28 protein-coding genes and 1 riboswitch are annotated in these 25,970 nt (G+C 68.7%); of the genes, 11 read left to right on the plus strand and 17 right to left on the minus strand.

The features are described 5' to 3' along the window. The first annotated feature begins 80 nt into the window (after positions 1-80). Together AC07PR_RS28045 and AC07PR_RS28050 are read left to right on the plus strand one after the other, a co-directional pair. The gene (locus AC07PR_RS28045; RefSeq protein WP_495137338.1) at positions 81-1,190 is read left to right on the plus strand and encodes a class I SAM-dependent methyltransferase; all 1,110 of its coding nucleotides are present in this window, start codon (positions 81-83) and stop codon (positions 1,188-1,190) included. Positions 1,191-1,360: 170 nt separating this feature from the next. Beyond that, positions 1,361-2,542, plus strand: coding sequence for a histidine kinase (locus AC07PR_RS28050; protein WP_495137203.1), 1,182 nt, complete (start codon positions 1,361-1,363; stop codon positions 2,540-2,542). Positions 2,543-2,556: 14 nt separating this feature from the next. On the opposite strand, the gene AC07PR_RS28055 is transcribed toward AC07PR_RS28050, so the two are convergent. Next, on the minus strand, positions 2,557-3,786 hold the full coding sequence (locus AC07PR_RS28055) for a multifunctional CCA addition/repair protein (protein ID WP_377157983.1): 1,230 nt from the start codon (positions 3,784-3,786) through the stop codon (positions 2,557-2,559). Between the two features lie 172 nt (positions 3,787-3,958). On the opposite strand from AC07PR_RS28055, the gene AC07PR_RS28060 reads away from it, so the two are divergent. After that, the gene (locus AC07PR_RS28060; RefSeq protein WP_495137204.1) at positions 3,959-4,234 is read left to right on the plus strand and encodes a hypothetical protein; all 276 of its coding nucleotides are present in this window, start codon (positions 3,959-3,961) and stop codon (positions 4,232-4,234) included. Between the two features lie 69 nt (positions 4,235-4,303). On the opposite strand, the gene AC07PR_RS28065 is transcribed toward AC07PR_RS28060, so the two are convergent. Together AC07PR_RS28065 and AC07PR_RS28070 are read right to left on the minus strand one after the other, a co-directional pair. Then, positions 4,304-5,005: a glutathione S-transferase family protein gene (locus AC07PR_RS28065; RefSeq protein WP_495137205.1), complete on the minus strand. Its 702-nt coding sequence runs from the start codon at positions 5,003-5,005 to the stop codon at positions 4,304-4,306. 50 nt (positions 5,006-5,055) lie between these two features. Next, positions 5,056-7,155, minus strand: a complete 2,100-nt coding sequence (locus AC07PR_RS28070; protein WP_495137206.1) for a lytic transglycosylase domain-containing protein — start codon at positions 7,153-7,155, stop codon at positions 5,056-5,058. A gap of 26 nt (positions 7,156-7,181) precedes the next feature. On the opposite strand from AC07PR_RS28070, the gene AC07PR_RS28075 reads away from it, so the two are divergent. Continuing rightward, entirely contained in the window at positions 7,182-7,784 is a 603-nt protein-coding gene (locus AC07PR_RS28075; RefSeq protein WP_495137207.1) for a 5-formyltetrahydrofolate cyclo-ligase, read from the plus strand. 167 nt (positions 7,785-7,951) lie between these two features. Here AC07PR_RS28075 and AC07PR_RS28080 read toward each other — a convergent pair whose 3' ends face one another. Beyond that, the gene (locus AC07PR_RS28080; RefSeq protein WP_377157978.1) at positions 7,952-8,935 is read right to left on the minus strand and encodes a LysR family transcriptional regulator; all 984 of its coding nucleotides are present in this window, start codon (positions 8,933-8,935) and stop codon (positions 7,952-7,954) included. A gap of 126 nt (positions 8,936-9,061) precedes the next feature. Here AC07PR_RS28080 and AC07PR_RS28085 point away from each other — a divergent pair, with 126 nt between their 5' ends. Further along, positions 9,062-9,424: a DUF2917 domain-containing protein gene (locus AC07PR_RS28085; RefSeq protein WP_377157977.1), complete on the plus strand. Its 363-nt coding sequence runs from the start codon at positions 9,062-9,064 to the stop codon at positions 9,422-9,424. Here AC07PR_RS28085 and AC07PR_RS28090 read toward each other — a convergent pair. Next, the gene (locus AC07PR_RS28090; RefSeq protein ID WP_495137208.1) at positions 9,369-9,926 is read right to left on the minus strand and encodes a TfoX/Sxy family protein; all 558 of its coding nucleotides are present in this window, start codon (positions 9,924-9,926) and stop codon (positions 9,369-9,371) included. The two genes, AC07PR_RS28085 and AC07PR_RS28090, sit on opposite strands and share 56 nt — an antisense overlap. A gap of 100 nt (positions 9,927-10,026) precedes the next feature. On the opposite strand from AC07PR_RS28090, the gene AC07PR_RS28095 reads away from it, so the two are divergent. Continuing rightward, on the plus strand, positions 10,027-10,620 hold the full coding sequence (locus AC07PR_RS28095) for a 5-formyltetrahydrofolate cyclo-ligase (RefSeq protein ID WP_483108709.1): 594 nt from the start codon (positions 10,027-10,029) through the stop codon (positions 10,618-10,620). A gap of 32 nt (positions 10,621-10,652) precedes the next feature. Next, positions 10,653-11,987, plus strand: coding sequence for a Xaa-Pro dipeptidase (pepQ, locus tag AC07PR_RS28100; protein WP_495137209.1), 1,335 nt, complete (start codon positions 10,653-10,655; stop codon positions 11,985-11,987). 82 nt (positions 11,988-12,069) lie between these two features. Here pepQ and AC07PR_RS28105 read toward each other — a convergent pair whose 3' ends face one another. The 4 genes from AC07PR_RS28105 to ahcY all read right to left on the minus strand — a co-directional run bounded on the left by AC07PR_RS28105 (position 12,070) and on the right by ahcY (position 15,873). Then, positions 12,070-12,708, minus strand: a complete 639-nt coding sequence (locus AC07PR_RS28105) for an OmpW/AlkL family protein (protein WP_495137210.1) — start codon at positions 12,706-12,708, stop codon at positions 12,070-12,072. Positions 12,709-12,837: 129 nt separating this feature from the next. Next, positions 12,838-13,677, minus strand: a complete 840-nt coding sequence (gene metF, locus AC07PR_RS28110) for a methylenetetrahydrofolate reductase [NAD(P)H] (protein WP_483108712.1) — start codon at positions 13,675-13,677, stop codon at positions 12,838-12,840. Further along, positions 13,674-14,405, minus strand: coding sequence for a TlyA family RNA methyltransferase (locus tag AC07PR_RS28115; RefSeq protein ID WP_495137211.1), 732 nt, complete (start codon positions 14,403-14,405; stop codon positions 13,674-13,676). The genes metF and AC07PR_RS28115 overlap by 4 nt, the downstream gene beginning before the upstream one ends. Before the next feature lie 34 nt (positions 14,406-14,439). Beyond that, complete coding sequence (ahcY, locus tag AC07PR_RS28120; protein WP_377157968.1) at positions 14,440-15,873, minus strand: adenosylhomocysteinase; 1,434 nt, start codon at positions 15,871-15,873, stop codon at positions 14,440-14,442. 102 nt (positions 15,874-15,975) lie between these two features. After that, positions 15,976-16,074, minus strand: a riboswitch (S-adenosyl-L-homocysteine riboswitch). Positions 16,075-16,145: 71 nt separating this feature from the next. On the opposite strand from ahcY, the gene AC07PR_RS28125 reads away from it, so the two are divergent. After that, positions 16,146-16,937, plus strand: a complete 792-nt coding sequence (locus AC07PR_RS28125) for an HAD family hydrolase (RefSeq protein WP_483108713.1) — start codon at positions 16,146-16,148, stop codon at positions 16,935-16,937. Here AC07PR_RS28125 and AC07PR_RS28130 read toward each other — a convergent pair. The 4 genes from AC07PR_RS28130 to AC07PR_RS28145 form a co-directional block, all read right to left on the minus strand. Then, the gene (locus tag AC07PR_RS28130; RefSeq protein WP_377157966.1) at positions 16,865-17,347 is read right to left on the minus strand and encodes a hypothetical protein; all 483 of its coding nucleotides are present in this window, start codon (positions 17,345-17,347) and stop codon (positions 16,865-16,867) included. The genes AC07PR_RS28125 and AC07PR_RS28130 overlap by 73 nt on opposite strands. A gap of 218 nt (positions 17,348-17,565) precedes the next feature. Beyond that, positions 17,566-17,775 carry an oxidoreductase-like domain-containing protein gene (locus AC07PR_RS28135; protein WP_495137212.1) on the minus strand — a complete coding sequence of 70 codons (210 nt, stop codon included), beginning with the start codon at positions 17,773-17,775 and terminating at the stop codon, positions 17,566-17,568. A 50-nt stretch (positions 17,776-17,825) separates the two neighbouring features. Next, the gene (gene infA, locus AC07PR_RS28140) at positions 17,826-18,083 is read right to left on the minus strand and encodes a translation initiation factor IF-1 (RefSeq protein WP_067278543.1); all 258 of its coding nucleotides are present in this window, start codon (positions 18,081-18,083) and stop codon (positions 17,826-17,828) included. An 85-nt stretch (positions 18,084-18,168) separates the two neighbouring features. Next, positions 18,169-18,339 carry a hypothetical protein gene (locus AC07PR_RS28145; RefSeq protein ID WP_197507081.1) on the minus strand — a complete coding sequence of 57 codons (171 nt, stop codon included), beginning with the start codon at positions 18,337-18,339 and terminating at the stop codon, positions 18,169-18,171. Positions 18,340-18,873: 534 nt separating this feature from the next. On the opposite strand from AC07PR_RS28145, the gene AC07PR_RS28150 reads away from it, so the two are divergent. Both AC07PR_RS28150 and AC07PR_RS28155 read left to right on the plus strand, forming a co-directional pair. Continuing rightward, entirely contained in the window at positions 18,874-19,713 is an 840-nt protein-coding gene (locus AC07PR_RS28150) for an oxidoreductase (RefSeq protein WP_495137213.1), read from the plus strand. 108 nt (positions 19,714-19,821) lie between these two features. Continuing rightward, positions 19,822-20,499 carry a hypothetical protein gene (locus tag AC07PR_RS28155; RefSeq protein ID WP_495137214.1) on the plus strand — a complete coding sequence of 226 codons (678 nt, stop codon included), beginning with the start codon at positions 19,822-19,824 and terminating at the stop codon, positions 20,497-20,499. Between the two features lie 72 nt (positions 20,500-20,571). Here the strand turns inward: AC07PR_RS28155 and AC07PR_RS28160 are convergent, their stop codons facing one another. Further along, the gene (locus tag AC07PR_RS28160) at positions 20,572-21,537 is read right to left on the minus strand and encodes an AraC family transcriptional regulator (RefSeq protein ID WP_495137215.1); all 966 of its coding nucleotides are present in this window, start codon (positions 21,535-21,537) and stop codon (positions 20,572-20,574) included. Positions 21,538-21,545: 8 nt separating this feature from the next. Beyond that, complete coding sequence (locus tag AC07PR_RS28165; protein WP_297531928.1) at positions 21,546-22,487, minus strand: AraC family transcriptional regulator; 942 nt, start codon at positions 22,485-22,487, stop codon at positions 21,546-21,548. 189 nt (positions 22,488-22,676) lie between these two features. Here AC07PR_RS28165 and AC07PR_RS28170 point away from each other — a divergent pair, with 189 nt between their 5' ends. Next, positions 22,677-23,705 carry an aldo/keto reductase gene (locus tag AC07PR_RS28170; RefSeq protein WP_495137216.1) on the plus strand — a complete coding sequence of 343 codons (1,029 nt, stop codon included), beginning with the start codon at positions 22,677-22,679 and terminating at the stop codon, positions 23,703-23,705. Positions 23,706-23,711: 6 nt separating this feature from the next. On the opposite strand, the gene AC07PR_RS28175 is transcribed toward AC07PR_RS28170, so the two are convergent. Both AC07PR_RS28175 and AC07PR_RS28180 read right to left on the minus strand, forming a co-directional pair. Beyond that, positions 23,712-24,809 (minus strand): DNA glycosylase AlkZ-like family protein, encoded by a 1,098-nt coding sequence (locus AC07PR_RS28175; RefSeq protein WP_495137217.1) that lies wholly within the window; start codon positions 24,807-24,809, stop codon positions 23,712-23,714. 126 nt (positions 24,810-24,935) lie between these two features. Beyond that, entirely contained in the window at positions 24,936-25,958 is a 1,023-nt protein-coding gene (locus AC07PR_RS28180) for a GGDEF domain-containing response regulator (RefSeq protein ID WP_377157955.1), read from the minus strand. Positions 25,959-25,970: the final 12 nt, after the last annotated feature.

Below are 25,970 nucleotides of genomic sequence, written 5' to 3' on the forward strand. Positions count from 1 at the left end.
CTGCCAGTCCCGTGCAGGGTGCTTCCCGTTCCTCGCAGGGGGCCTCGACCGCGTCGTCGCGGGGCGCGTCGGCTGCCGCGATGCAGCATGCGACGGATCCCGCCATGGCCGCGCTGCTGCGCGACGAGATCGCCGCGGCCGGCGGGTGGCTGCCGTTCGACCGCTACATGAGCCTGGCGCTGTACGCGCCGGGCGTGGGGTACTACGCCAACGCGCGGCGCAAGTTCGGCACGATGCCGCAGCAGGGTTCGGACTTCGTGACCGCGCCGGAGCTGTCGCCACTGTTCGGACGCGCGCTGGCCAGGCAGGTCGCGCAGGCGCTGACGGTCAGCGGCACCGACACGGTGATCGAGTTCGGCGCCGGCAGCGGCGCGCTCGCGGCGCAGCTGCTGGAGACCCTGGACGCGGCGGGAACGCCGTTGTCGAAGTACTTCATCGTCGATCTGTCCGGCACCTTGCGCGAGCGCCAGGCCGAGCGGCTCGCGCGCTTCGCGCCGCGGGTGGAATGGCTGGACCGCTGGCCCGACGAGATCCACGGCGTGCTGGTCGCCAACGAGCTGCTGGACGCGATCCCCGTCGAGCTGCTGCGCTGGGACGGCCAGCACTGGCTGCGGCGCGGCGTGACGATGGACGATCAGGGCGCGCTGTCCTTCGACGACCGGCCCGGCGATGCGCGCCCGCCGACGCCACCGGAGCACGACATCGGCTTCGTGCCCGGCACGGTCACCGAGGTGCATCCGCAGGCCGAGGGCTTCATCCGCACGCTGGCCGAGCGCCTGAAGCGCGGCGCGGCGTTCTTCATCGACTACGGTTTCCCGGAGTCGGAGTACTACCACCCGCAGCGCACGGGCGGCACCTTGATGTGCCATCACCTGCACATGGCCGATCCCGATGCCTTGGCGCTGCCCGGGCAGAAGGACATCACGGCGCACGTGAACTTCACCGGCATCGCGCTGGCGGGACAGGACGCGGGGCTGATGGTGCTGGGCTACACGAGCCAGGCCAATTTCCTGATCAATTGCGGCCTGGTCGACCTGATGAGCGGCGCCGACCTCGCGCAGCGCGGCATGGCCCACCGGCTGATCGCCGAGCACGAGATGGGCGAGCTGTTCAAGGTCATCGGCTTCGCGCCGGGGGAGGGGTTCGATGCGCTGGGGTTCAGCGCGGGCGATCGGTCGCATACGTTGTGAGCGCGGCGCGACAACGAGAGTGACTCATGCTGGTGGGAATTCAGCCGAGCATGGCTGACATCAGTTAGCTGCGGGTCTCGAAGGCGTTCGAGTCCTCGCGCGTGTTGTTCAATCACCTCTCCATTCGAATGCGCCACACCGGCGCGAAGCAGCGAATGAGGCGAGGTGCCATGCAGCAGGAAGAATTCCAGATCGAGGTTCAATCGAGGATCGCCAGGCATAGGGCGTTTGACTTGAACAAGAACCACCTCCGTTCGATTGCGGCGCAGGAAGCTCGCAGCTTCGTTGCCGAATGGAAGGCGGAGAAGATCTATCCGTTCCCTGACGATGAACCCGTGACTCAACTCGAGCTGATCGAGCGTCAGGTCTTCGACATCGTCGCCCTCAATGTCGCCCGATATCTTCCCGATTTCGAGGCAGCGGCGCCGCGGAGCAAGGCCCTCCACCTTCGGATGCTCCGTCAGGCGATCGAGAAGGGCCCTGAGGATCTTCAACTGATCCTGACCGAGGTCTTGAACCTTCCGGTGCGCCAACAGGAGGAACTTGCCGAACTGTTGCGCGAGGGATCGATGTCTTCGATCATCAATGGAGCGAAGGTCGTCTCCGAACGGCTCAAGTTCCTGAACGGCCTTGAAGCGATCCTCTTCGACAAGGGACCGAAGCAGCGACTGAAGGAGCGGGCTCAACTGCATCGGATCCTCGCCCAGAACCCATGGATCTTCGGTGAGGAGTTCCATCTCTCCGTTGATGACATGTCGCTGACCGAAGTGCTTCGCAAGCACAAAGCGCTGTTGGGCGAGGACGTCGTCATCGGCGCACCAGTCAAGCATGTCTCCCAGACGCGAGGCATCGTTGACCTGATGTTGTCGAGGCAGACTCGGCGCTATCGCGCCAACGACTTGACTCACCTCGTTGTGGAACTCAAGGCGCCCTCCATCAAGATCGACCGCGACGAGATTTCTCAGATCGAGTGCTACGCCGCCTCGGTGATCGCTGACGAACGCTTCCGCAACGTGGATGTGAATTGGGTGTTCTGGGTGATCAGCGACGACATTGGTCCCGTGGGGAAATTCAAGATCGGCCGGAATACATCGACCGGTCTTGTTCATCAGAATGACAACGTGTCCATCCACATCAAGACGTGGGGTCAGGTGCTCGACGACAACCGGGCCCGCATGCAGTTCTTCCAGGAACGGCTGGCCTACCAGGCCGACAAGGGCGCAGCGCTCAAGCATCTGCATGAGCGCTATTCGAGCTACCTGGAAGGGGTCATGGACCCCGACGAAGTTCAGTCGCAGTCAAGCACTTCGAGGACCTTCCTTCAGCCTGAAGCTGCGGCGTCCCCGGGATAAGAGACGCCACGACCTCAGCGCGGGCGATCGCTCTCACACGCTTTGAGCGCCGCCTTGCGGGCCTCGTGGATCGCCTGGCCGATGGCCGGGCCCTTCTTGCCCGCCGCCAGCGCGGCCGAAGAGATCGCCGCCTGATCGACCGACTGCACCGCCCGCAGGTCGTGCAGCAGCGCCGCGCGCTGCGGGTAGGGGCGGTCGCGCAAGCCCGCGCGCCCGCGGGCGTCGCACTCGCAGGCCAGCAGCAGCTGGGCGAAGCGCTCCGGCCGGCGCAGCGCGTCGCTGCGCTCGATCAGGCGCAGGCGCGCCTCGGCGCTGAAGTCGAGGCTCTGGTGCACGTGCGTGTGTTCGCGCGCGACCAGCTCGGCGAGCTCCTTGCAGTCCGACGGAACCCGCCAGCGCTGCGACAGCGCCGCCGCCAGTTCGACGCCGCGTGATTCGTGCTTCAGGTGGCGCGGCCATTCCTCCTCGGGCGTCGTGCCCTTGCCGAGGTCGTGGCACAGCGAGGCGTAGCGCACCGGCAGCGGCGCCTCGACGCGCGCGCATTCCTCCAGCACCAGCAGCATGTGGACACCGGTGTCGATCTCCGGGTGGTGCGCCTCGGGCTGCGGCACGCCGAACAGCCGCTCCAGCTCCGGCGCGATGCGCGCCAGCGCGCCGCTGTCGCGCAGGATCTCGATCATCCGCGCCGGGTGGCCTTCCATCAGGCCGCGGGCGACCTCCTGCCAGACGCGCTCGGCGACCAGCGCGTCGGCTTCGCCAGCGGCGACCATGGCGCGCATCAACGCCATCGTCTCCGGCGCCACCGTGAAGTCACCGAAGCGGGCCGCGAAACGCGCCAGCCGCAGGATCCGCACCGGGTCCTCCGCGAAGGCGTCCGAGACGTGCCGCAACACGCGCGCCTCGAGGTCGCGCCGACCGCCATAGGGGTCGATGAGCGTCCCGTCCTCCGCCTGGGCCATGGCGTTGATCGTCAGATCCCGGCGTGCCAGGTCCTGTTCAAGCGTCACATCGGGGGCCGTGTGGAACTGGAAACCGTGGTACCCGGCAGACGTCTTGCGCTCGGTCCGGGCCAATGCCACCTCTTCATGGGTCACGGGATCCAGGAAGACCGGGAAATCCTTGCCCACAGGAAGAAAACCCTTGTCGATCAACGACTTGGGCGTTGCGCCGACCACGACCCAATCGCGGTCCTGCACGGGCAGTCCCAGCAGGGCGTCCCGGACAGCCCCCCCAACGAGATACATCTGAACACTCATGTTGCGGCGCAGCATCCCCGATGAAGGGGATAGCTAAAGTAGTCTCTCTATCCGTATATTCACCAATGCCACCTGCACACCAGTGTCTGTTCAAACAGGCCAACTACCGAGAGAGACGTTGTAGTCAGGCAGGCCGGCATAGCAGTAGGGAGTATCTTGAATGAAGTCTGTTCTTCTCCTCCTGCTGGGCGGAATTGGTCTCGCCGCCCAGGCGCAGGAGCAGCAAGCGCCGGACACGAACTCCGTGCACGTCGCCGCTGACACCAGTTTCACCCGGCAGAGCCAGCCCGCCCCCGTGCAGCTGGCAGATGTCAACGAACAAGAGGGCGCGGACACCGTCGTGCCGTCCTTCGTCTCCGAGCCCACGAACCAGGCCATGATGCTCGGCGGCCTTCTCGCCGCAGGTTTCATGGTCCGCCGCCGCCGCGACCACTGATTTCGCGTCGGCCCACCTCGCCGCTTTCCGCCGCCTGCCCGCACAGGCAACGGAAGGCGGTTTTTCATTTCAAGGCTTCAAGACCGGTACCGGTCCGCTGACGTCGCGGTAGGGCTCTTCGAAGTCGAGGAAGTCCTTCTCTGCCATCGCGTCGGCGATCCACTCGCGCACGCCCGGCGCCGCCTGCACGGCGTCCGTGTAGGCCGTCAACGGGGCGGGCAATGGCAGTCCGTAGCGCGTCACCCGCATCACCACCGGCGCGAAGAAAGCGTCCGCCGCGCCGAACTCGCCGAACAGGAAGGGGCCGCCGCTCTGCGTCAGCGCCTCGGTCCACAGTTCCACGACGCGGGCGAGGTCCTTGCGTAGGCCGGCCTCGGTCTGCAGCAGCCGTGCGCCGACGGTTGTCAGGTCGGCGTCGATGTTCATCATGCAATGGCTGCGCAGATGGCCGAAGCCGCTGTGCATCTCGGCGCAGAGGCAACGCGCCCGCGCGCGCTGGCGGGCGTCGCGCGGCCAGACGGCCTTGTCGGGGAAGCGGTCGGCCAGGTACTCGACGATCGCCAGCGAATCCCAGACCGCGAGGCCGTCGTCCACCAGCACAGGCACCTTGCCGGCCGGCGTGACCGCGCCGATCTCGCGATAGAAGGCCGAGTCGGGCGTGAAGTCGAAACGGACGATCCGCTCCTGGAAATCGATGCCCAGTGCCTTCATCAGCACCCATGGGCGCATCGACCAGGACGAGTAGTTCTTGTTGCCGATGATCAGCTGCATGCGGAAAGCTCTCTGCAAAGGGGAAGGGCGCCGTCGCCGGCGCGCCGGGGTCAGTTCGTGCCGTTGGCCGGGATGTCCGGCGCCGACGCGGCGGCCGGCCCGATGACGCTGCCGAGCCGGTCGCGCAGCACGATGCCGCGCTCGCGGCCCATCAGCTGCGCGTAGATCGTCGCGTTGGACAGCACCTTGCGCACGTAGTCGCGGGTCTCCCAGATGGGGATGTTCTCGGTCCAGATCGCGGCGTCCAGCTGCGGACCGTCGCGCCAGCGGCGCGGCCGGTTCGGGCCGGCGTTGTAGGCCGCCGCGGCCATCGCCTGCGAGCCCTCGAAGCTGTCCATCACCAGCTTCAGGTAGCCGGTGCCCAGGCGCAGGTTGGTGTCGCGGTCATGCAGCATGTCGGGCTTGAAGTCGACGCCCAGCTTCCTGGCCGTCCACTTCGCGGTGGCCGGCATCACCTGCATCAGGCCGCCGGCGCCGACGTGCGAGCGCGCGTCCATCATGAAGCGCGACTCCTGCCGGATCAGGCCGTAGACGTAGGCCGGGTCCAGACCCACCGCCGTCGATTGCTTCAACACGTCCGCGCGGTAGGGCATCGGGAAGCGCTGGGCGAGGTCGATCTCGGTCTTCGTCCGCTCGCTGGTCTGGATGCAGCGCTCCCAGAGCTCGCGTTCGCAAGCGGCCTGCGCGATCGACAGCAGCTCGCGATCCGACAGGCCGCGCAGGCTGAAGTTCCATTCGCGCTGACCTTCGCTGCGCAGGCCCACGGCGAGCAGCATCAGCGCGCGCTGGATGCCCGGATTCGCCAGCCCCTGCGCGCGCTCCGGCGCCGTCAGATCCGCAGGCGTCGGCGGCAGCGGCAGGCGCAGTTTCAATTCGTCGGCGGCGAGCTTGCCGTAGAAACTGAGCGGCGAGGCGATCGCGCGCAGCGTCTCCTGGGCTTCGCGGCGCTGGGCGTCACCGGACGGGCCGGTCGGCGCCAGTTGCTGCTGCGCCTTCGCGCGCCAGTACTGCCAGGTGATGTCCTTCTGGTCCGACGGCTTCATCAGCGCAATGGCCGCGATCAATTGCTCGGGCCGGCTCGCGCCCGCGTCACCGCGCAGCGCGGCGCGCGCCATCCAGCTGATCGTGTCGTCGCTCCATTCGACCGGGCCGAGCTTGGCCTGCAGCTTGATCGCGCGATCGAAGTGCTCGTTGGCCTCGTCCTTCAGCCGCAGCGCCGCCTGTCTGCCGTACTGGGCCCAGAGCCACGCGGACAGGTCGTTGGGCAGCTTGGCCGCCCAGCGGCGCACGTCGTCGTCCGCCTTGTCGTAGTCGGTCGCCAGCAGCCGCATCAGCGCCAGCATCGTCAGCTCGGCCTTGGCGCGCGGCGAGGCCGCGGCCTTGCGCTTCAGGTAGCGGTCCGGCTTGTCCATCAGCTCGGCCAGCGCCTCCTGGTCGGGCTTGGACAGCAGCGCCCCGGCCTGCTTCACCGCGCGGGGCTTGTTGGTCTCGACGATGAAGCGCAGCTTGCGCCAGACGTCCGAATCCTTGAACTGGCCGTTCTCGTGCAGCGTGGCCGCGAGCATGTTGCAGCCCTCGTCCGCATCGCGTTGCGCGAACCAGGCGGCGCGCGCGGCGTCTCGCAGGTCGCGCCCCGGCGGATCCGCGAGCAGCGCGTAGCAGGCGACTTCGCGGTCGTCCTGCATCTTGTAGGCGGCGTGGTCACGGCGGAAGTTGGCCCAGTCGCGGCGATGTCCCAGCTCCAGCAGCCAGTCGTTGCGCAGCCGGTCCTCGACGTAGGCGCCCGGCCAGCGCGCATAGAACGCGTTGAGCTCCGGCTGCTGCGCCTCGGACAGGCGGGCGTTCAGCTCCCAGTAGTCGAACCAGGGCGCGAGCGGATGCTGCTGGTCGAAGGCGACCTGCCGCATCGCGGCCAGTCGCGAGCGGTCCCGGATGCGCCAGGCCTCGCGGGCATCGGTGACCAGGTCCGGCAGCGGCGGCAGGGGGTTGGGCACGACGTTGAAGGTCGTGGTCGATTGCGCGAGCGCTGGCGGGGCCGTGACCGCGGCGGCCACGCAGAGGGCGCCCACGGCCCCCAGGGCACCGACGGTGGCCGAGACGGTCACGGTGGCGGAGGCGAGGGCGGTTACAGTGATCCGAGCGAACTTCATGCCGACCTGCGATGAGTGACTCCCCCATGGCTCCCGAAGCCGCCGGCACAACCGGCAAGACCTGGCCCCATGAGCGAAGCGAATTGCGTCGCGCCTTGCTGGCGCGCCGCCGCGAATGGTGGGCCGGTGCCGAGGCGCGTCTCGCCGCCGACAAGCTGGGCGAGCAGCTGCTTCCGCTGCTGCGCCAGCTCGAGCCGCTGACCCTCGGCCTCTATTGGCCCCTGGAGGGGGAATTTAACGCAGCGGCCTGGGCCTCGACCCACAAGCTCGGGGGAGAAATGCAATTGGCGCTGCCCTTCGCGCGTAAAGCCGGCGACCACGGGCCGGCGTCGATGACGTTCCGGCGCTGGGACGGCCAGGAACCGACGGTGAAGGACGAGTGCGGCATCCCCAGCTCGACCGGGCCGGTGCTGGTGCCGGAGGTGCTGCTGGTGCCCTGCCTGGGCTACACGCGGGAAGGTTTCAGACTGGGCTACGGCGGCGGCTACTTCGACCGCTGGATCGAGGCGCACCCCGGGGTCACGACGATCGGGCTGGGGTGGAGTTGCTGCGAGGCCGCGTTCGAAGTCCAGCCGCACGATCAGGCGATGACCGTGGTGCTGACCGAGCGCGAATTGATTGCGCCCTGACTGAGCGGACCGGATCGCCGCTGGCCCTCACCCCCACCCTCTCCCGCAAGCGGGAGAGGGAGTCCGACCAGTTCTACTCGCAGCGCCGGCTCCTCTTGCCCCCTCTCCCGCTTGCGGGAGAGGGAGGGGTGAGGGCCGGCGGCGTGGCAGTGCGGAAGCCTTCTTGCTCAGCCGGAGTTCTCGTCCACCGGCGGATCCGGCTCGCCGATCGCGCGGCGCGTGAGCGCGGCGTGTTCGCCGATCCAGCGTGCGAATTCGACGACCTCGGGCCGCGCCCGCCCGTGCTCCGACATCATGAGCCAGTACACCGTCGGGCAGTCGGTGCGGCCGGCCTCGCCGAAGGGCTCGACCAGCTCGCCGCGCTCCAGCGCTTCGTAGATCAGCGGCAACCGGGCCAGCGCGACCGCCTGGCCGGACACCGCCGCCTGGATCTGCTGGTAGGTGAAGTTCAGGTACATCCAGCGCCGCGGCTGCAGGTCCGGCGCGCCGTGCAGCGCCAGCCAGCGCCGCCAGCTCAGGAACAGGCCGCTGGGACGCTGGTCGTCCTCCTCGGCCAGCGTGTACTGGCGCAGGTCGGCCGCCTGGCTCAGCGGCGGTCCCTGGCCCTCCTGCGCCTGCTTGGCGACCCAGGGATTCACGACCGGCGTCAGCATCTCGCCGAACATCCGCTGCGCCGAGGGCGCCACCCGGTTCGGCGCGGCGTAGCGCAGCGCGACGTCGAATTCGCTGTCGTCGATCTCGACGAGCTGATCCAGCGCCGAGACGCGGATGTCCATGTCCGGATGCTCGCGCTGGAAGGCCTCCAGCCGGGGGATCAGCCACAGCGACGCGAAAGAGGCGAAGGTCGTCACGTTGACGACGCGCCGGCCCCGCGTCGAGCGGATCTGGCGCACCGTGCTGTCCAGACGCTCCAGCATCGGCTCCACGGCCGACAGCAGCAGCTTGCCGTCCGGCGCCAGCTCGACGTGGCGGGTGCCGCGCAGGAAGAGCGTGGCGCCCAGTTCCTCCTCCAGCGACCGGATCTGGCGGCTGATGGCGGATTGGGTGAGGTAGAGCTCCTCGGCGGCGGCGCTGAAGCTCAAACGCCGGGCGACCGCCTCGAAGGCGCGCAGCGAACCGACGGCGAGCGGGCGATGACGGGGCGGATTCATGCGTGGATGGTATCAATCGACGCGACAAGACTCATTGGACCATCGTGCGGGTCAACCCTAGTATTGCACCATGTTCACGAGGAAGGCCGCCGGTGCGCGGACCGCCCGGCGGACAAGGAGCAGATCATGAATGTCATGCAAAAGTCATCAATCCAGGTCAGCCGCGACGACGCCGCGTGGACGTTGTCGCAGGGCGAGGCCATGAGCCTGCCCATCGGCCCGGGCCGCCGTGAACTGCATGTGCTCGACGGTCGCGTCTGGGTCACGCAGCGCGGCGACCTGAACCTGCCGGCGCAGGACTTCTGGCTGTCGGCCGGTGAAACGCTGGAAGTCGCCAGCGGCACCGAGCTCGTCGTCGAAGCCTGGCCGACCGCCCGCTTCCAGCTGATGGTGCCGCCGCAGGCTTGCGCCAACAAGCCGGCGCGGAGCGTCGTCAGCCGCCTGCCTTCTTTCGGGCAACTGTTCGGCCAGCGCCTGGCGAACGCTTGACCGCAGGAGCCGCCGTCGTGACACCCTTCAGCGCCTTGACCGGCTTCTCCGTCCTGACGGTCCTGGGTTCGGCGCTGGTGCCGGCGCTCTTCTTCGGCGTCCTGGCCTTCGGCTTCGCGTTGGCGGAGCGCAAGGCCGACTCCATCGCCAGCCGCCCCCAGGGCAGCATCAGCGCGGGCGACTCCAGCGTCTCCTCCGGCGGCCGGAAGTAATTCAGGCTGGCGACCTCCTCTCGCCCGTCCTTGTCGGTCTTCGAGTACCGGAACGGCTCGCAGCCGGCGTCCACATAACGCGACTGACTCACGGCGTCGGCCTTCAGGTAGAGCTCGTCGCGACTGATGATGGCCAGGAACAGGCCGTCCACATACAGCCCGAAGCCGCCGAACATCCGCCGCGCCAGCACCGGCCCGAGCGGGGCCAGCAACTCCATGCAGTGATTCGCGAAGTCCGCGCCGGCGCCGGTGAGGTGCCGGACGGTTCCCGTGGTGGTGGTGCGTGCCATGGCGCCGACTCTAGATCAGCGCTGGCGCCCTGTCCGCGAGGCGGCCACAATGGTCCGCTCCAGGGCCCGCCGGGTCCTCCAGGGAAGGCGAATGGGCTGGATGGATCCGAACGACAAGCTGCCGATCTCCGAAGACCGCCAGGCGCTGCGCGAGCGCCTGATCCGCGAACGCCTGGACCTGCCGGGCCGCCTTGAACTCGCCGACGTCGTGCAGAGCGTGCTGCGCGTCTGGCTGATCGGACGCAAGGAAAAGCGCATCGCCGCCTACTGGCCGATCAAGGGGGAATTCGATCCGCTGCCGGCGCTGTACCGCTGGAGCGAGGTCGACGGCGACCGTCGCATCGGCCTGCCCGTCGTCGATCGCGAGGAAGGCCGGCTGCGCTTCCACGTCTGGTACCCGGGCTGCCCGATGGAAGAGGACGCCACCGGCATCACCAAACCCAAGGACACCGAGGCCTTCGATCCGCAGTTGCTGCTGCTGCCCTGTCTGGGCTACGGCCCGGGCGGGATCCGTATGGGTTACGGCGGTGGCTTCATGCTGCGCACGATCGGGCAGATCCAGCCGCGGCCGGTGGTCGTCGGCGTGGGCTTCAGCCACGGCTTCCAACCGACGCTGACCGCCCAGCCGAACGACGTGCGGCTCGATGCGATGCTGACCGAGATGGGGGTCGTCTGGGAGAATTCCCGCGCATGAATCCCGCCTCGAGTTCTGCCGTGAGCCCTGCCATGAGTTCCGTTGATCCCCACGCCCTGAACGCCCTCTACACCGCCCACCTCGCGGAGCAGCAGCGCCGCACCGAACACGCGCTGCAGCGCGGCGGATTCGACGCGCTGCTGATCGCCTCGGGCACCGAGAAGTTCGCCTTCCTCGACGACCGGCCCTACGTCTTCCAGCCGAATCCCCACTTCAAGCTGTGGGTCCCGCTGATCCGTCATCCGGACAGCTGGCTGGTGATCCGGCCGGGGCACAAGCCGCGTCTCGTCTACGTACAGCCCGAGGACTACTGGCACGTGCCGCCCGAGGCACCGAGCGGCTTCTGGGTCGACCACTTCGAGCTGATCGTCGTGCGCAAGCCGGAGGAGGCGCTGCCCTATCTGCAGGTGCCCGGCACGCTGGCGATCGTCGGCGAAGCGGACGCGGCATTGGGAGACATCGTCCCGAACAATCCGCCCGACGTGCTGAACCCGCTGCACTACGCGCGCGCCGCGAAGACCGACTACGAGCTGCTGCGCCTGCGCGAGGCGTCGGCGCTGGGCGCCAAGGCGCATCTGGCGTCGCAGCGCGCCTTCCGCGACGGGCGGTCCGAGGCGGCCATCCACAACGCCTATCTGGACGCCTGCGGCTTCGCGGAGCGCGACCTGCCCTACGGCAACATCGTCGCGCTCAACGAGCACGCGGCGGTGCTGCACTACCAGTACCAGGACCAGCGCGCGCCGGCGCAATCGCTGTCGCTGCTGGTGGATGCGGGCGCGCACAGCTGCGGCTACGCGTCGGACATCACCCGCACGACCGGCAACGGCGACGCGTCGTTCCAGGCGCTGATCGATGCGATGGAGGCCTCCCAGCTGCGGCTGGTCGATCGCGTGCGGGCGGGCGTGGACTATCGCGACATCCACCTGGACTCCCACCGCGAGATCGCCGGGGTGCTGCGCCAGCTCGGCATCGTGAAGATGGACGAGGACGCGATGGTCGCGCAAGGCGTGACGTCGACGTTCCTGCCGCACGGCATCGGCCACCTGCTGGGCTTGCAGGTCCATGACATCGGCGGCTTCATGGCCGGCGAGGACGGCGGGACGATCGCCAAGCCGGAAGGCCATCCGTACCTGCGCCTGACGCGCGTGCTGCAGCCCGGCATGGTCGTGACGATCGAGCCGGGCCTGTACTTCATCCCGATGCTGCTGGACAAGCTGCGCGCGACGCCCGCGGCGGCGAACGTGGATTGGGCGCTGGTGAAGCACCTGAGCGCGTTCGGCGGTGTCCGCATCGAGGACGATGTCGCCTGCCGCGAAACGGGCGCGCCGGAGAACCTGACGCGGGACGCGTTCGCGGCGCTGAGCTGACGCGGCGAGAGGCGCTCGCTGTCGGGCAATGAAGAAGGGGTCCTGACGGACCCATTCTTTCATCTGCACTCAGCTGCGCCGATCAGAACCGGTACCCGACGCCCACGCCCACCAGCAGCGGATCGATCTTGAACTTCCCGACGTTCACGCCCTTGGCGCGGACTTCGGTGTCCATCTGGATCTTCTTCACGTCGACGTTGATCGACCACTGCTTGTCGAGCATTACGTCGAAGCCGGCCTGCGCGGCCAAGCCGATGCTGTGCTTCTTGATGGTCGGTTGCAGCGCCGTCTGCACGGCCGGGTCGAAGTAGACGCCGGAGAAGCTCGTGTAGTTGAGGCCAGCGCCGACATAGGGGCGGAAGGTCCCTTCCGGGTTGAAGTGGTACTGCAGCGTCAGTGTCGGCGGCAGGTGCTTCACCGTGCCGATGCGCGTGCCGTTGCTGTAGAGCTTGTGACGCTGCGGTACGGTCAGGATCAGCTCGGTGGCCCAGTTCGGGGTCAGGAAATAGCTGAAGTCGAGCTCGGGGATCGTCTTGCGGCTCAGCGACAGCCCCAGTCCGGTCTTGTCCTTGTCCGCCGGGTCGATGTTCACCGCGCGGGCGCGATACACCCATGGGCTGCTCTGCGCGTGGGCCGACGGTGCCAAGGCGGCGAGCGCCGCGAGTGCGACGGCCGCGACGATGGCGGGGTGGAAAGAGGCGAGGGCGGTGGTGCGGGACATGCGGTCACTCCTGGTCAATGGGATGACCGGGATTGAACGCGGACCGCTCCGTGAGAACCTTGACCGTTCACAAGGAACGGCGGCGAACCGGAGCGGTTCCCTGCGATGGCGCGGAGCGCTTGCGCCTTATCAAGCTTTCGCGGCGAGACCGAGGCGTTCACACAACGCCAGCGTCAGTGCGCTCTGGTTGAGCGAATAGAAGTGCAACCCCGGCACGCCGCCTGCGATCAGCCGTTCGCAGAGCCGCGTGACGACGTCCAGGCCGAAGGCGCGCACCGAGGCGGCGTCGTCCATGTAGCCCTCCATCTTCAGCGCGACCCAGCGCGGGATCTCGATGCCGTCGCGTTGCGCGAACTGCGCGATCCGCGCGAAGTTGTTGATCGGCATGATGCCCGGCACGATCGGCACGTCCACGCCGATCGCCCGCGTCGCGTCGACGAAATGGAAGTAGGCATCGGGGTTGTAGAAGAACTGCGTGATCGCGCCGCTGGCGCCGGCGCGCACCTTGTCCGCGAAGAACTGCAGGTCGCGCGCCGCGTAGCGCTGCTGCGGGTGGTACTCGGGATAGGCGGCGACCTCGATGTCCCAGTCCGCGCCTTGCGTCTCGCGGATGAAGCGCACCAGTTCGGCTGCGTAGCGGAACTCGCCCGCCGTCGCCGTGCCGCTGGGCAGGTCGCCGCGCAGCGCGACGACGCGCCGGATGTTCTGCGCGCGGTAGGTCGCCAGGATCTCCGCGATGTTCTCGCGCGTCGAGCCCACGCAGGACAGGTGCGGCGCCGCCTCAAAGCCGGACGAGGCGATGTCCGCGACGGTCGACAGCGTCTTCTCGCGCGTCGATCCGCCCGCGCCGTAGGTGACGCTGAAGTACTGCGGATTCACCGCGCGCAGCTCCTGCACGACGGTCTTCAGCTTCTCGGTGCCGACGGGCGTGTTGGGCGGGAAGAATTCGATGCTGACAGGCGTCGTCATGGTTTCTGAACCCAGATGAAAAATTCGGTGTTGCCGTCGCCGCCGGTGACGGGGCTTTCGAACCAGCCCCTGACGACGAGGTCGCGCTTCTCGGCGGCCGCCACGGCCTGCTCCTTGAGCACGACGTATTGCGCCTTGTCCTTGACGATGCCGTTCTTGTTCAAGGCCTTCGGGCCCAGCTCGTACTGCGGCTTGATCAGCAGCAGCGCCTGGCCTTGCGGCTTGAGCCAACCGACCACGTGCTTGAGCGTGCCGATCATCGAGATGAAGCTCAGGTCGCCCACGACCAGATCGAAGGGCGCCTCGGGGACGTAATCCTTCACGTGCATGCCTTCATGGGCCGTGACGCGCGGGTCCGCCTTCAAGGTCTCATGCAGCTGGCTGTGGCCGACATCGATGCCGGTCACGTGCGCCGCGCCGGCCTTGAGCAGCACGTCGGTGAAACCGCCCGCGCTCTGGCCCATGTCCAGCGCCGAGAAGCCTGCCACCGACACACCGACCTTGGCCAGCGCACCTTCGAGCTTGAGCCCGCCGCGCGAGACGTAACGCAGCTCGGCGTCGTCCGTCACGCGCAGGGGGGTGGTCTCGGGCAGGTCCTCGCCGCACTTGCGCACGACAGTCCAGCCCTTGGGGCCTTCCCACTCGACCGCACGCGCGTCGATCAGCCGCTGGGCGGCCGAGCGCGTGGGCGCCAAGCCAAGGGAGAGAAGCAGCTGGTCAGCACGCATGGGTCGGGTCTCGGGTCAGGCTAGGGTCAGTGGATCAATAGCGATAGGTGTCGGGCTTGTACGGGCCCGACTTCGACACGCCGATGTAGGCGGCCTGCTCGTCCGTCAGCTCGCTCAACTGCGCGTTCAACGTCTTCAGCTGCAGGCGGGCGACGTGCTCGTCCAGGTGCTTGGGCAGCACGTAGACCTGGCCGACGGCGTAGGCGTCCTTGTGCGCGAACAGTTCGATCTGGGCGATCGTCTGGTTGGCGAAGCTGGACGACATCACGTAGCTCGGGTGGCCCGTACCGCAGCCCAGGTTCACCAGACGGCCCTTGGCCAGCAGGATGATCCGCTTGCCGTCGGGGAAGATCACGTGGTCGACCTGCGGCTTGATCTCTTCCCACTCGTACTTCTCGATCGAGGCGATGTCGATCTCGTTGTCGAAGTGGCCGATGTTGCAGACGATGGCGTTGTGCTTCATCGCGGCCATGTGCTCATGGCGGATCACGCCCTTGTTGCCGGTCGTGGTGACGAAGATGTCGGCCTTGTCGGCGGCGTATTCCATCGTCACGACGCGGAAGCCCTCCATCGCGGCCTGCAGCGCGCAGATCGGGTCGATCTCGGTGACCCACACCTGCGCCGACAGCGCGCGCATCGCCTGGGCCGAGCCCTTGCCCACGTCGCCATAACCGGCGATCACGGCGATCTTGCCGGCGATCATCACGTCCGTGGCGCGCTTGATGCCGTCCACCAGCGACTCGCGGCAGCCGTACAGGTTGTCGAACTTGCTCTTCGTGACCGAGTCGTTGACGTTGATCGCGCGGAACAGCAGCGTGCCCTTGGCCGACATTTCCTTCAGGCGGTGCACGCCCGTGGTCGTCTCTTCCGTGACGCCGATGATCTCGGCGCTCTTGCGGGTGTACCAGGTGGCGTCCTCGGCGACCTTCTTCTTGATCGCGGCGAACAGGATGCGCTCTTCCTCGCTGCCCGGGTTGGCCAGCACGGACAGGTCCTTCTCGGCCTTCTGGCCCAGGTGCATCAGCAGCGTCGCGTCGCCGCCGTCGTCCAGGATCATGTTCGGGCCTTCGCCCGGCGTGCCCTTGGCGCCGAAGTCGAAGATGCGGTGCGTGTAGTCCCAGTAGTCCTCCAGCGTCTCGCCCTTGTAGGCGAAGACGGGGGTGCCGACGGCGACCAGCGCGGCGGCGGCGTGGTCCTGCGTCGAGAAGATGTTGCACGAGGCCCAGCGGACTTCCGCGCCCAGCGCCTGCAGCGTCTCGACCAGCACGGCGGTCTGGATCGTCATGTGCAGCGAGCCGGTGATGCGCGCGCCCTTGAGCGGCTGCGCGGCGGCGTATTCCTCGCGGATGGCCATCAGCGCGGGCATCTCGCTCTCGGCGATCTTGATCTCCTTGCGGCCCCACGCGGCCAGCGACAGGTCTTTGATCAGGTACTGGTCTTGGGCCAGCGGCTTCAGTTGGGCGTTCATGCGGACTCCTGCGAAGAAGGGCCGTCGACACCAACGATCAGGACGCGGGGAGATGCGGAGAGGGCATTTGCCGCTCGGTCCTCACCCGGCCAACGAAGGGTCGACGGGTGAGCGCGGTTGCCATTGCCGCGGACATGTCGCCGCGCGGCGGTTCCGAGCCTGGCCTCGATGGGATGGGAGGTCGCAACGCTCCTCGGAACAGGGCGCGATTGTAGTCAAGTTCCGGCCGCGGCTCGATGACAGCGTTGCGCTCGGGGCCACAATCGCCCCCCATGCGAACGATCCCCCCGCTCAGCGACTGCCCCCGCGCGGCCTGGCTCCCCCTGCGCGGGGTGCTGACGGACATCGACGACACCCTGACGGCGGATGGCGCCATCGCGCCGGCGGCACTGGACGCGCTGCACCGGTTGCACGCGGCCGGCGTCCCGGTCATTGCGATCACGGGGCGCCCGGCCGGCTGGAGCGAACCGTTCGCGATGGCCTGGCCCCTGCGGGGGATCGTCGCGGAGAACGGTGGGGTTCTGCTGCATCGCGAAGGGGAGGCGCTCGCGACCGAATTTGCCCAGGACGACGCGACGCGATTGGCGAACTTCGCGCGACTGCAGGCGTGCGCGCGGGAGATCGTGGCGACCGTGCCCGGCGCCGTGCTCGCGCGCGACAGCGCCGGCCGGCTGACCGACATCGCCGTCGACCACAGCGAGTTCACGACGCTCGACGACGACGCGATCGCCGCCGTCTGCGACCGGATGCGCGCGCATGGGCTGGTGGCGACGGTCAGTTCGATCCACGTCAACGGCTGGATCGGCGATCACAGCAAGTGGACCGCGGCGCAGTGGGCGGTGAAGCGGCTGACGGGCCTGGACTTCGATCCCGCCGAGTGGGTGTACGTGGGCGACTCGACGAACGATCAATTGATGTTCGAACGCATGCCGCTGTCGGTGGGCGTCGCCAACATCGCGCGTTTCCTGCCGATGCTGGACCACCCGCCCGCTTATGTCACCGCGACCGAGCGCGGCGACGGCTTCGCGGAAGTGGCCCGGGCGCTGCTGTCGACGCGCGGGTAGGCCGGCTCATCGGCAACCGGGCGGTGGGGACGCGGCTGGCGGCCCTCGACCGGGTCCCAGGCATGACGGCCGACCAGCGCGGAGACGCCCGGCCAGTCATGCCCGCGCGGCAGTACCCGGGCCAGCGCCGCATGGCTGACCCGGCCCCCGAGGGCGACCAGACGCTCCGCCACCTCGATCCGCCGGCGGCGCAGCCGCGGCAGCAGCCAGCGATTGGTCGGGCGCTCCCGAAGCACGCTCGGATGCGGCATGCAGCGGTGCTCCGCCATCAGCAGGTGGCGCAGCAGGATCTCGAGTCCGAATGGATCGAGGCCTCGCCAATCAGTGCTCAACCGCGCCAGCGCGAAGCGTAGATTGGCCTGCGCGTCGGAATGCGCGACATGGAAGCGGTTCTGGCCGGTCATGAACATCTGGACCTCCGGAGAGCGGGAGCACCGCGCCGCTGTGGCAAGTGCGGCGCCTGTCCTTGATGTCGGCCATCGAGCCTCAGTTCTGAACCGGGGGATGTCCCCGAAAACGTCACGAAAGGAAAGCACCCCGTGGAGGGGGCGGCGGGCTCGCCAAAAGGAAAGGGCCGCGCGAGGCGGCCCTTCGGGTGGGGTTCGGAGAATCGTCAGGACTTCGACGTTCAGGACGCCTCGGGATGGCGCGACTTCCAGGCACGCAGGGCCTGCCGGTACGCGTCCATCGCCAGATCGTGCAGGTCGAAGATGCACGGGTCGCAGCCGTTGCCGCAGCACGCATCGATGTCCGGCTGCGGCGGCGGCACGGGCATCGGATCGTCGCCGACCTCGAGCGAGGCCGGAACGGCGGCGGAGTCGGACTGGACGTCGGTCATGGCTGGCGATTCTCGCGCGGGGGGCCTGGGGCCTCCCGCGGCAAGGCGCGTCAGCGACGGACCGGCGGCGGGCCCGAGTGGTTCGAACGCTGCAGGTGACGGAAGGTGATCCGGCCCTTGGTCAGGTCGTACGGCGACATTTCCAGGGAGACGGCATCGCCGGCCAGGATGCGGATGTGATGCTTGCGCATCTTGCCGCCCGTGTAGGCGATGACCTGATGGCCGTTTTCCAGCGTCACGCGAAAGCGCGAGTCCGGCAGGATTTCGTTGACGACACCCTGCATCTCGATCAGTTCTTCCTTGGCCATATGGCTTGCTCCATTCTTGAAAATGAAAAGGGCGCCAGCCGCGGTCTGCCGCAGGCCCTCGCCTCGGGAATCAGCGGCGCGCGGCTCAGTGGCTGCGCGCCCAGGCGGTGCCTTCGGTCTCCGCGTAGCGCAACGCGGCGCGGCGGGTCTCGAAGGTCGGCACGAATCGCATGACACGATCAATGCTGGCCATGCCGCGTCCCGACTGGATCGAGACGGCCGCGGCGAATCCGCCGTCGGCATGGGGTTTGGTCATCGGTGAGACAAGGAATCGCCCCACCTCAATGCGTTTGTTCTGCATCGTTATTTTGAGGTGTGCGCCTTGACAGGCAATCGCAATAAGCAACCGTCTTGGCGCGGTGTGGGAAGGTGTGTCACTCCGATTCGATGATACGAACAGAAGAGGCACGGAAAGTGGCTTCTGATGCCAATCAGCCGAATGGCGAACAGGCAGACCGAAGCCAGAAACGCTCAAGCGCACGAACCGGGGGGTGATGCTGGTGCGAGCCGCTCGCAGAAGGGTCCTTGGGAGGGACCGGAGGGGCTGCAGAAGAAGACCTGAAGAGGGTGGTCTTGTGCGAGTCAAGTCGGGGAATATAACACAAGGGCCGTTGGCGCGCATCCCCGGGTGTTGCGGCGGCGCCGGAACGGTACTTTGGCGGATCGTGCAAGCGGTGCGCCGAAATCGGCATGGGCGATCGCCGCCCCGTTCCTACGATTCATCCGTCCCCCAACACCGGCCCCGGCACCTCATGCCGCTGGCCCCGAACCCCCTGAAGGACGGAACTCCATGAGCAAGATCTGGTTCATCACCGGCGCCAACCGCGGTTTCGGCCGCGAGATCGCCCAGGCGGCGCTGGCCGCCGGCGACCGTGTCGTCGCCACCGGCCGCAACGTCGACGCGCTGAAGACGGCATATGCGGATCACGGCGAGGCCGTGCTGTGCCTCCCGCTGGACGTCAGCCGCGAGGCCGATGCTGTCCACGCGGTCGAGCAGGCCGTTGCCCGCTTCGGCCGCATCGACGTGCTGGTCAACAACGCCGGCTACGGACAGCTCGGCCTGTTCGAGGAAATCAGCGCCGCCGACATCGAGCGCCAGTTCGCCACCAACGTCTTCGGCCTGATGCATGTCACCCGCGCGGTGTTGCCGGTGATGCGTCGTCAGCGCGACGGGCACATCCTGAACATCGCGTCGGTCGGCGGCTTCCGCGGCTTCGATGGCGCGGCGGTGTATTGCGCGACGAAGTTCGCCGTCGACGGCTTCACCGCGTCGCTGGCGCCCGAGCTCGCCGGCTTCAACATCCGCGTGACGGTCGTCGAGCCGGGCTTCTTCCGCACCGATTTCCTGGATGCCAGTTCGGTCCGCTACGGCACGCAGTCCATCGCGGATTACGCGACGCTGCCCACGCCGCCGCTGTCGACCTACGAGGCCTACAACCACCAGCAACCCGGTGATCCGGCGAAGCTGGGGCGGGCCTTCGTCGAACTGGCCGCGATGCCGACGCCGCCGCTGCATTTCGTGGCGGGCTCGGACGCGCTCGGCATGGCGCGCGAGACCTTCGGCCAGCGGATGGCGGAGGTCGAGGCCCACGCGGGGCTGTCGGCCTCGCTGGATCGCGACGGCGTCTGACCGACCGTCTCGGGCGGGCCTCCGGCAACGGTCACGGGGCGCGGCTACCATCGCGCCCCAGGACAGGTCGGCCGGGGAGGGCGCGATGGATCGAGGAGGCGCGCCCGCATGACGGCGTCGCATTGGCAGCGTCCCGCAGGCAGGCGGCGATGGATCGGGCTGGCTGCGGCGCTGCTGGTGCAGGCCGCCTTCCTGTCGATGCTGTGGATGGACCACGGTTGGCGAGGGCGCAGGACCTCCGAGGGCCCCCGGCTGACCGAGGTGCGGCTGCTGCCGCTCCCGATGAGCCGCGAGACACCACCCGCGGCCCGCCCAGAACTCGAGCGACGTCGGCTCGACGTTCCGCGGTTGCAGGCGCCGATCCTCGTGGCGCCGCCCGAGGTGACGATCACCGCCGCGCCGCCGTCGACGTCGATCCAGACGGTGGCGGCACCGGCACTGCCGGCCTCGGGGGCGTCCGCGCCCCTCGGCAACGGGCGCACGACGCTCAACCTCGCGCTGCCGAAAGCCGGTCCCGCCTCCGATGCGCGCGTGCGCATGGCCGATCAGATCCGCAACGACGATCGTTCCCACAGCGCGCCGCGCACCGTCGAGTCCGCGATCGCGGACGCCGCAGGCACCCTGCCCATCGTGTCGAGCGTGTCGACGAGCGGCTCGGGCTCCAAGGTGATCCGCCAGGGCAGCAAGTGCACGCGGGTCTACGAGAACCGCGTCGCCGCCATCAACCCGACCGACGATCGTCTCAAGGACGCGCCAGCGATGGTGGGGAACTGCTTCAGCAAGTGAGGGCGTCCGGCCCGGGGGCATGGGGCGCCGACCGGGGCGCCGACCGGGGCGCCAACCGGATCGCGGCGGCGCTCAGGCCGTGAACCGCGAGGCCGGCGTGTCGCGCCGCTTCGCTGCGTCGCGTGACGGCGGCGCACCGTAAAGGCGGCTGTACTCGCGGCTGAATTGCGACGGGCTCTCGTACCCGACCGCATGGCCGGCACGCGCGACTTCCAGGCCCTCGGCGATCAGCAGCCGGCGGGCCTCCTGCAGTCGCAGCTGCTTCTGGTACTGCAAGGGACTCATCGACGTCAGCGCGCGGAAATGGTGGTGCAGCGACGACGCGCTCATGTGCGCCTCCTTGGCCAGCGACTCGATGCGCAGCGGTTGCGCGTAATGCGCCTTCAGCCAGCGGATCGCGCGGTGCACGCGCTGCGTCTGGCTGTCGGCGCGCGCGACCTGCGCCAGGCGCTCGCCCTGCTCGCTGCGCAGCACGCGGTAGACCAGCTCGCGCATCGCCATGGCCGCGAGCGCGGCCTGGTCCTCCGGATGATCGAGCAGCCGCATCAGGCGCGCCGATGCGTCGAGCATCTCCGCCGTGACCGCGCTGACGAAGAGGCCGCGGCCGAGGTCATCGCCCTCGGCGTTGCCCGTCGATGCGACCGGCGCCACTGTTGCCACAGGTGCCCCTGACGCGGCGGGCGCCCGAGGCGGACCGCTCCGTGCGACCAGCTCCGCCACTTCCTCCGGATCGAAGTCCAGGCGCAGGCAGAGGTAGGGGCGCTCCGGGGTCGCCTCGGTCACGCGGCCGCTGACCGGCAGGTCGGTCGTGAACACCATGAAGCGCGCGGCGTCGTAGACGTAGCGCTCCTCGCCGAGCCGCACCTCTTTCGCGCCCTGCGAGATCAGGCACAGCGAGGCCGGCTGAACCGCGTGCGCGAGTTCGCCGCCCGGCGCGTCGAGCCGGATGATCCACAGCCGGGGCAGGGCCGTCGGCCAGACGCCCTCACGCGGCGCATGGCGCGACAGCATCGCGCTCAGCGCCTCGGTGTCCTGCATGAGCGGGCTCATCCTGCGCGCAGCAGCTGCTCGATGTCGGCGCGCGGCGGCGTGCCGAAGAGGCGACGGTATTCGCGGCTGAACTGCGAGGCGCTCTCGTAGCCGACCTGATGCGCCGCCGCCGCCGCGTCCAGCCCTTCGCCGAGCATCAGCCGGCGCGCATGCTGCAGCCGCAGCTGCTTCTGGTACTGCATCGGCGACATGCTCGTGAGCTGCTTGAAGCGCTGATGCAAGGTCGAGGCGCTCATGTGCGCCACCGCGGCCAGCTCGTCGATGCTGATGGCTTCGCTGAAGCGGCGGTTCAGCTCGTCGATCGCGCGCGACAGGCGGCGCGTCGCGCTGTCCTGCTGCGCCAGCGCGCGCAGCCGCGGACCGAGCGGGCCGGTCAGCACGCGATAGAAGATCTCCCGCTGCAGCAGCGGCGCCATGACGCGCTGGTCCGACGGGTTGTCCAGCAGCTGCATCAGCCGCAGGGCGGCGCTCAGCAGCGATTCCGACACCGGCGCGACGTTCAGCCCCGACTGCGCCGACGGCGACGCATCGGTGCTCGCCGGGCCGACCTCGAGCATCAGCTCCGCCAGCGTCGCGGTCGAGCAGTCGATGCGCACGCACAGGTAGGGCTTGTCCGGCGTCGCCTCGATGACGCCGCCCTTGGGCAGCATCGGCATCGACACCAGCAGGAAGTGCAGCGGGTCGTAGTACAGCGTCTCGGTGCCGAGCTCCACCTTCTTGCGCCCCTGCAGCACGATGGCCAGGCCGGGCTCGTAGAAGGCCGGCGCGGTCTTGGGCATGCTGCAGCTGGCCTTGATCAGGTGCAGGCAGGGAATGGCGGTCGGGCGGGAGCCTTCGCCGTCGATGTGCCGGAGCGTCAGATCCACCATCTGCGCGCGCAGGGCCTGCAGCGCGTCGGGGAAGCCGTCGGCGAGGGGAATCGGAGTGGGTGCGACCATGCATCGGATTGTGCAAGTCCGTCGCGCGCGCCGCCAGCGCCCGCGAGGGCGCCGGACGGGGTTCCGGAGGATTGGGCAAGGACGGGCGAGCATTGCGCTGGTTCCGGAGGGGGGCGGATTCCTAAGCTCTCGGTCATCGCGGCGGTCATCCGATCGCCGCCGTCACCTTGCTTTCGAAGGAGTGCCGCCATGACCATCATGTCCAGGGAACCGCTCAACAACCTGCCCCAACTGCCGCGCCGCCGGCTCGGCGCGCACGGGCCGGAGGTCTCCGCGCTCGGGCTCGGCTGCATGGGGATGTCCGATTTCTACGGCCCCGCCGACGAGGCCACGTCGATGGCCGTCCTGCACCGCGCGCTGGACCTCGGGATGAACTTCCTCGACACCTCCGACATCTACGGCAACGGCGCCAACGAGCGTCTGCTGTCGGGGCTGCTCGCCAACCGCCGCCGCGAGGTGGTGCTCGCCACCAAGTTCGGCATCGTCCGCAACGCCGACGGCCTCTCGGCCGGCGTCAACGGCAAGCCGGCCCATGTCCACGCGTCGTGCGATGCGAGCCTGCGCCGGCTCGGCGTGAACCACATCGACCTGTACTACCTGCACCGCGTCGACAAGTCCGTGCCGATCGAGGAGACCGTCGGCGCGATGGCCGAGCTGGTGCGCGCGGGCAAGGTGCGGCACATCGGGCTGTCGGAAGCCTCCGCGGAGACGATCCGCCGCGCCCACCGGGTGCATCCGATCGCGGCGGTGCAGTCCGAGTACTCGCTGTGGACCCGCGATGTCGAGGCCGAGGTGCTGCCGACCTGCCGCGAGCTCGGCATCGCGCTGGTGCCGTACAGCCCGCTGGGTCGGGGCTTCCTGACCGGCGCGATCCGCAGCGCCGATCAACTGGCAGCCAACGACTGGCGGCGGGTCAATCCGCGCTTCCAGGACGGCCACCTGGCGCAGAACCTCGCGCTGGCCGATGCGATCGTCGCGCTGGCCCGCGACCACGGCCTGGCGCCGGCGCAACTGGCGCTGGCCTGGCTGCTGGACCGCGGTCCGGACATCGTGCCGATCCCCGGCACCCGCTCGACCGCGCGGCTGGAGGAGAACGCGATGGCCGCGCGCCTGCGGCTCAACGACGTGCTGCGCGAGGAACTGCACGAGCTGCTCGACGCGTTCCCCGTCGCCGGCGAAAGGTACCCCGAGGTGTCGATGGCGCTGGTCAACGCGTGATCGCTGTCATTCCTCGAGTCCGAGGAACACGGCCATCTCGTAGTACGCCTCGTCCAGCGCGGCGCGGAAGGCCGCCTCACGCGGCCGCTTGTCGATGAAGCCGAGGTCCGGGACCAGCGTCCCGGCCTCGACCTTCAGGTTGGCCCAGCCGATCATCCGGTCGCCCCAGAGCATCGGCAGCGCGTAGTGGCCCATCGTGCGCTTGGCCGGCGGCGTGTAGGCCTCGAAGCGGTAGGCCCAGCCCCACAGCCGCTCGAAGCGGCGGCGGTCCCACACCAGCGGGTCGAACGGCGCGAGGAAACGCAGCCGGTCCGGCTCGACCTTGTGCGCGCGTGACGCCGGATGCTCGTCGGCGGGCCAGTACCAGACCTCGCCGTCGATCTTCGCGTGGCCCCAGCGCGCCTTGGCTTCCTTCAGCACGTGGCGCGCCTCGACGTTCAGGTGCGGTGCGCCGTAGCCCAGCAGCGAGGTCAGGTAGCCGAGGCTGGGCGAGGGCAGCGGCGCATAGAGCGCCACGATCATGTCGAGCAGCCGCGCCGCCCGCGCGTGGCGGGCCTCGGGGCTGTCGTCCTGGGGCAGGTGCTCGATCACCTCGTAGACCCGCGTGCCGGAGTCGCGCCGCGCCACGCGCAGCAGGCCGCGGTAGTGCATGCCGTCGAGCAGGTGCGTGCTGGCGTTGAGCTCGCCGCCCCAGTAGCCCTCGACGCGTCCATGGCTGAACGCCTGCTGCACATGCTGCGGATGCGTGCGGCCGCGCGCGCGGATGAACTCGAGGACCTCGGCGGCGCGGGCGGTCATCGCCTCGTCCCAGGCGCGCTTCGGGGTGCGCGGATGGAGCAGCGACAGCATCTCGCGCGGCAGGAAGCCGTAGTTGACGAGGGCGTCCTCCTCGACGGCCAGCTTCGCGTAGCGCGCTTCCAGCTGACCGGCGCGGTAGTCCTTGACCCGGTGCATCAGGATCAGGTCCTGTGCCCGCGCCGGGGCGCGGATCGGGTCGGCCTGCACGAAGCCCAGGCGCTGGATCGCGCGCAGCAGCGTCGTCGGCTTGAAGAAGGTGCGGGCGATGGCGTGACGCCGCAGCGCGTCATGGTCGATCACGGGCATTCGGAAGCAGGGGTCATCGAAAGCCCTGACGGTACCCTCGGCACGACACCGGATGTGTCAGCAGGGAGTCGTCGAGTGCCGGGGTGAGGGCCAGCGGCGGCGGAAGTACTGAAGCCCTCATGCGCCTCACAGCGGCGCGAAGCCGCTCGGCGCCTGCTCGACGGTGTCCATCTGCATCTCGAAACTGAAGAAGCGGTTGCGACCGCGCGACTTCGCTGTGTAGAGCGCGTCGTCGGAGCGCCGCAGCAGGCCTTCGACGGAGGTGTCCGCGTCCGGCACGCAGGTGGTGATGCCGCCGGACAGCGTGACGTGGGGCTCGACCGAATCCGGGTGGCGCATGTTGCAGTTGCGCAGCGTGCGCATCACCGCCCGCGCGAAGGTCATCGCACCGGAGCGCGGCGTGCCCGGCAGGATCAGCGCGAACTCCTCGCCGCCATAGCGGGCCGCGCAGTCGCGAGGACGGCGGCAGGTCTCCTGCAGCAGCCGCGCGACGCGCTGCAGGCAGGCGTCGCCGGCCAGGTGGCCGTAGCTGTCGTTGTAGCGCTTGAAGTGGTCGATGTCGCACAGCACCAGCGTCAGCGGCTGCTGGTCGCGCCGCGCGCAGGCGATCTCCTGGGCCAGTCGCGCGTCGAAGGCGCGGCGGTTCATCAGCCGCGTCAGCGGATCCTCGCCGGAAAGCTTCTCCAGCCGTTCATTGCTGTGCCGGAGATCGTCCGACACCTGCTGCAACCGCGTCTGCATCCGCCGCAGCCGCTGCATCGCGCGCAGCTTGGCCTGCAGCACGGTGTTGGAGACGGGCTTGACCAGGTAGTCGTCGCCGCCCGACTCGATGCCCTGCCAGAGGTCCTGGTCGCGGTCGCGGCTGGAGAGGAAGATGATCGGCGTCCAGCCGCCGTTCTCGTGCGCGCGCATCTGGCTGGCGACCCAGTAGCCGTCGTGGTCGGGCATCTCGACGTCGAGCAGCACCAGGTCGGGATGGTCGCCGTCGAAGCGGGCCAGGGCGCTGTCGCCGCCGTCCGCCTCCAGCGTGTGATGTCCGATCGCCTGCAGCTGCCTGCAGAGGAACCCACGCGTGCTGGCCTGGTCATCCACGACCAGGATGCGCAGCGGAGGGAGCGAGGCAGGCGGCAGCGAGGCGGAAGCGTCCATGGCCGGGCATCG

The organism is Roseateles sp. GW821-FHT09H11 (genome assembly GCF_059415845.1).

Bases quoted from the DNA above. Each gene is read 5' to 3' on its own strand.
- AC07PR_RS28045 (WP_495137338.1), top strand. From the start codon at position 81: ATGCAGCATGCGACGGATCCCGCCATGGCCGCGCTGCTGCGCGACGAG.
- AC07PR_RS28050 (WP_495137203.1), top strand. From the start codon at position 1,361: ATGCAGCAGGAAGAATTCCAGATCGAGGTTCAATCGAGGATCGCCAGG.
- AC07PR_RS28055 (WP_377157983.1), bottom strand. From the start codon at position 3,786: ATGTATCTCGTTGGGGGGGCTGTCCGGGACGCCCTGCTGGGACTGCCC.
- AC07PR_RS28060 (WP_495137204.1), top strand. From the start codon at position 3,959: ATGAAGTCTGTTCTTCTCCTCCTGCTGGGCGGAATTGGTCTCGCCGCC.
- AC07PR_RS28065 (WP_495137205.1), bottom strand. From the start codon at position 5,005: ATGCAGCTGATCATCGGCAACAAGAACTACTCGTCCTGGTCGATGCGC.
- AC07PR_RS28070 (WP_495137206.1), bottom strand. From the start codon at position 7,155: ATGAAGTTCGCTCGGATCACTGTAACCGCCCTCGCCTCCGCCACCGTG.
- AC07PR_RS28075 (WP_495137207.1), top strand. From the start codon at position 7,182: ATGGCTCCCGAAGCCGCCGGCACAACCGGCAAGACCTGGCCCCATGAG.
- AC07PR_RS28080 (WP_377157978.1), bottom strand. From the start codon at position 8,935: ATGAATCCGCCCCGTCATCGCCCGCTCGCCGTCGGTTCGCTGCGCGCC.
- AC07PR_RS28085 (WP_377157977.1), top strand. From the start codon at position 9,062: ATGAATGTCATGCAAAAGTCATCAATCCAGGTCAGCCGCGACGACGCC.
- AC07PR_RS28090 (WP_495137208.1), bottom strand. From the start codon at position 9,926: ATGGCACGCACCACCACCACGGGAACCGTCCGGCACCTCACCGGCGCC.
- AC07PR_RS28095 (WP_483108709.1), top strand. From the start codon at position 10,027: ATGGATCCGAACGACAAGCTGCCGATCTCCGAAGACCGCCAGGCGCTG.
- pepQ (WP_495137209.1), top strand. From the start codon at position 10,653: ATGAGTTCCGTTGATCCCCACGCCCTGAACGCCCTCTACACCGCCCAC.
- AC07PR_RS28105 (WP_495137210.1), bottom strand. From the start codon at position 12,708: ATGTCCCGCACCACCGCCCTCGCCTCTTTCCACCCCGCCATCGTCGCG.
- metF (WP_483108712.1), bottom strand. From the start codon at position 13,677: ATGACGACGCCTGTCAGCATCGAATTCTTCCCGCCCAACACGCCCGTC.
- AC07PR_RS28115 (WP_495137211.1), bottom strand. From the start codon at position 14,405: ATGCGTGCTGACCAGCTGCTTCTCTCCCTTGGCTTGGCGCCCACGCGC.
- ahcY (WP_377157968.1), bottom strand. From the start codon at position 15,873: ATGAACGCCCAACTGAAGCCGCTGGCCCAAGACCAGTACCTGATCAAA.
- AC07PR_RS28125 (WP_483108713.1), top strand. From the start codon at position 16,146: ATGCGAACGATCCCCCCGCTCAGCGACTGCCCCCGCGCGGCCTGGCTC.
- AC07PR_RS28130 (WP_377157966.1), bottom strand. From the start codon at position 17,347: ATGTTCATGACCGGCCAGAACCGCTTCCATGTCGCGCATTCCGACGCG.
- AC07PR_RS28135 (WP_495137212.1), bottom strand. From the start codon at position 17,775: ATGACCGACGTCCAGTCCGACTCCGCCGCCGTTCCGGCCTCGCTCGAG.
- infA (WP_067278543.1), bottom strand. From the start codon at position 18,083: ATGGCCAAGGAAGAACTGATCGAGATGCAGGGTGTCGTCAACGAAATC.
- AC07PR_RS28145 (WP_197507081.1), bottom strand. From the start codon at position 18,339: ATGACCAAACCCCATGCCGACGGCGGATTCGCCGCGGCCGTCTCGATC.
- AC07PR_RS28150 (WP_495137213.1), top strand. From the start codon at position 18,874: ATGAGCAAGATCTGGTTCATCACCGGCGCCAACCGCGGTTTCGGCCGC.
- AC07PR_RS28155 (WP_495137214.1), top strand. From the start codon at position 19,822: ATGACGGCGTCGCATTGGCAGCGTCCCGCAGGCAGGCGGCGATGGATC.
- AC07PR_RS28160 (WP_495137215.1), bottom strand. From the start codon at position 21,537: ATGCAGGACACCGAGGCGCTGAGCGCGATGCTGTCGCGCCATGCGCCG.
- AC07PR_RS28165 (WP_297531928.1), bottom strand. From the start codon at position 22,487: ATGGTCGCACCCACTCCGATTCCCCTCGCCGACGGCTTCCCCGACGCG.
- AC07PR_RS28170 (WP_495137216.1), top strand. From the start codon at position 22,677: ATGACCATCATGTCCAGGGAACCGCTCAACAACCTGCCCCAACTGCCG.
- AC07PR_RS28175 (WP_495137217.1), bottom strand. From the start codon at position 24,809: ATGCCCGTGATCGACCATGACGCGCTGCGGCGTCACGCCATCGCCCGC.
- AC07PR_RS28180 (WP_377157955.1), bottom strand. From the start codon at position 25,958: ATGGACGCTTCCGCCTCGCTGCCGCCTGCCTCGCTCCCTCCGCTGCGC.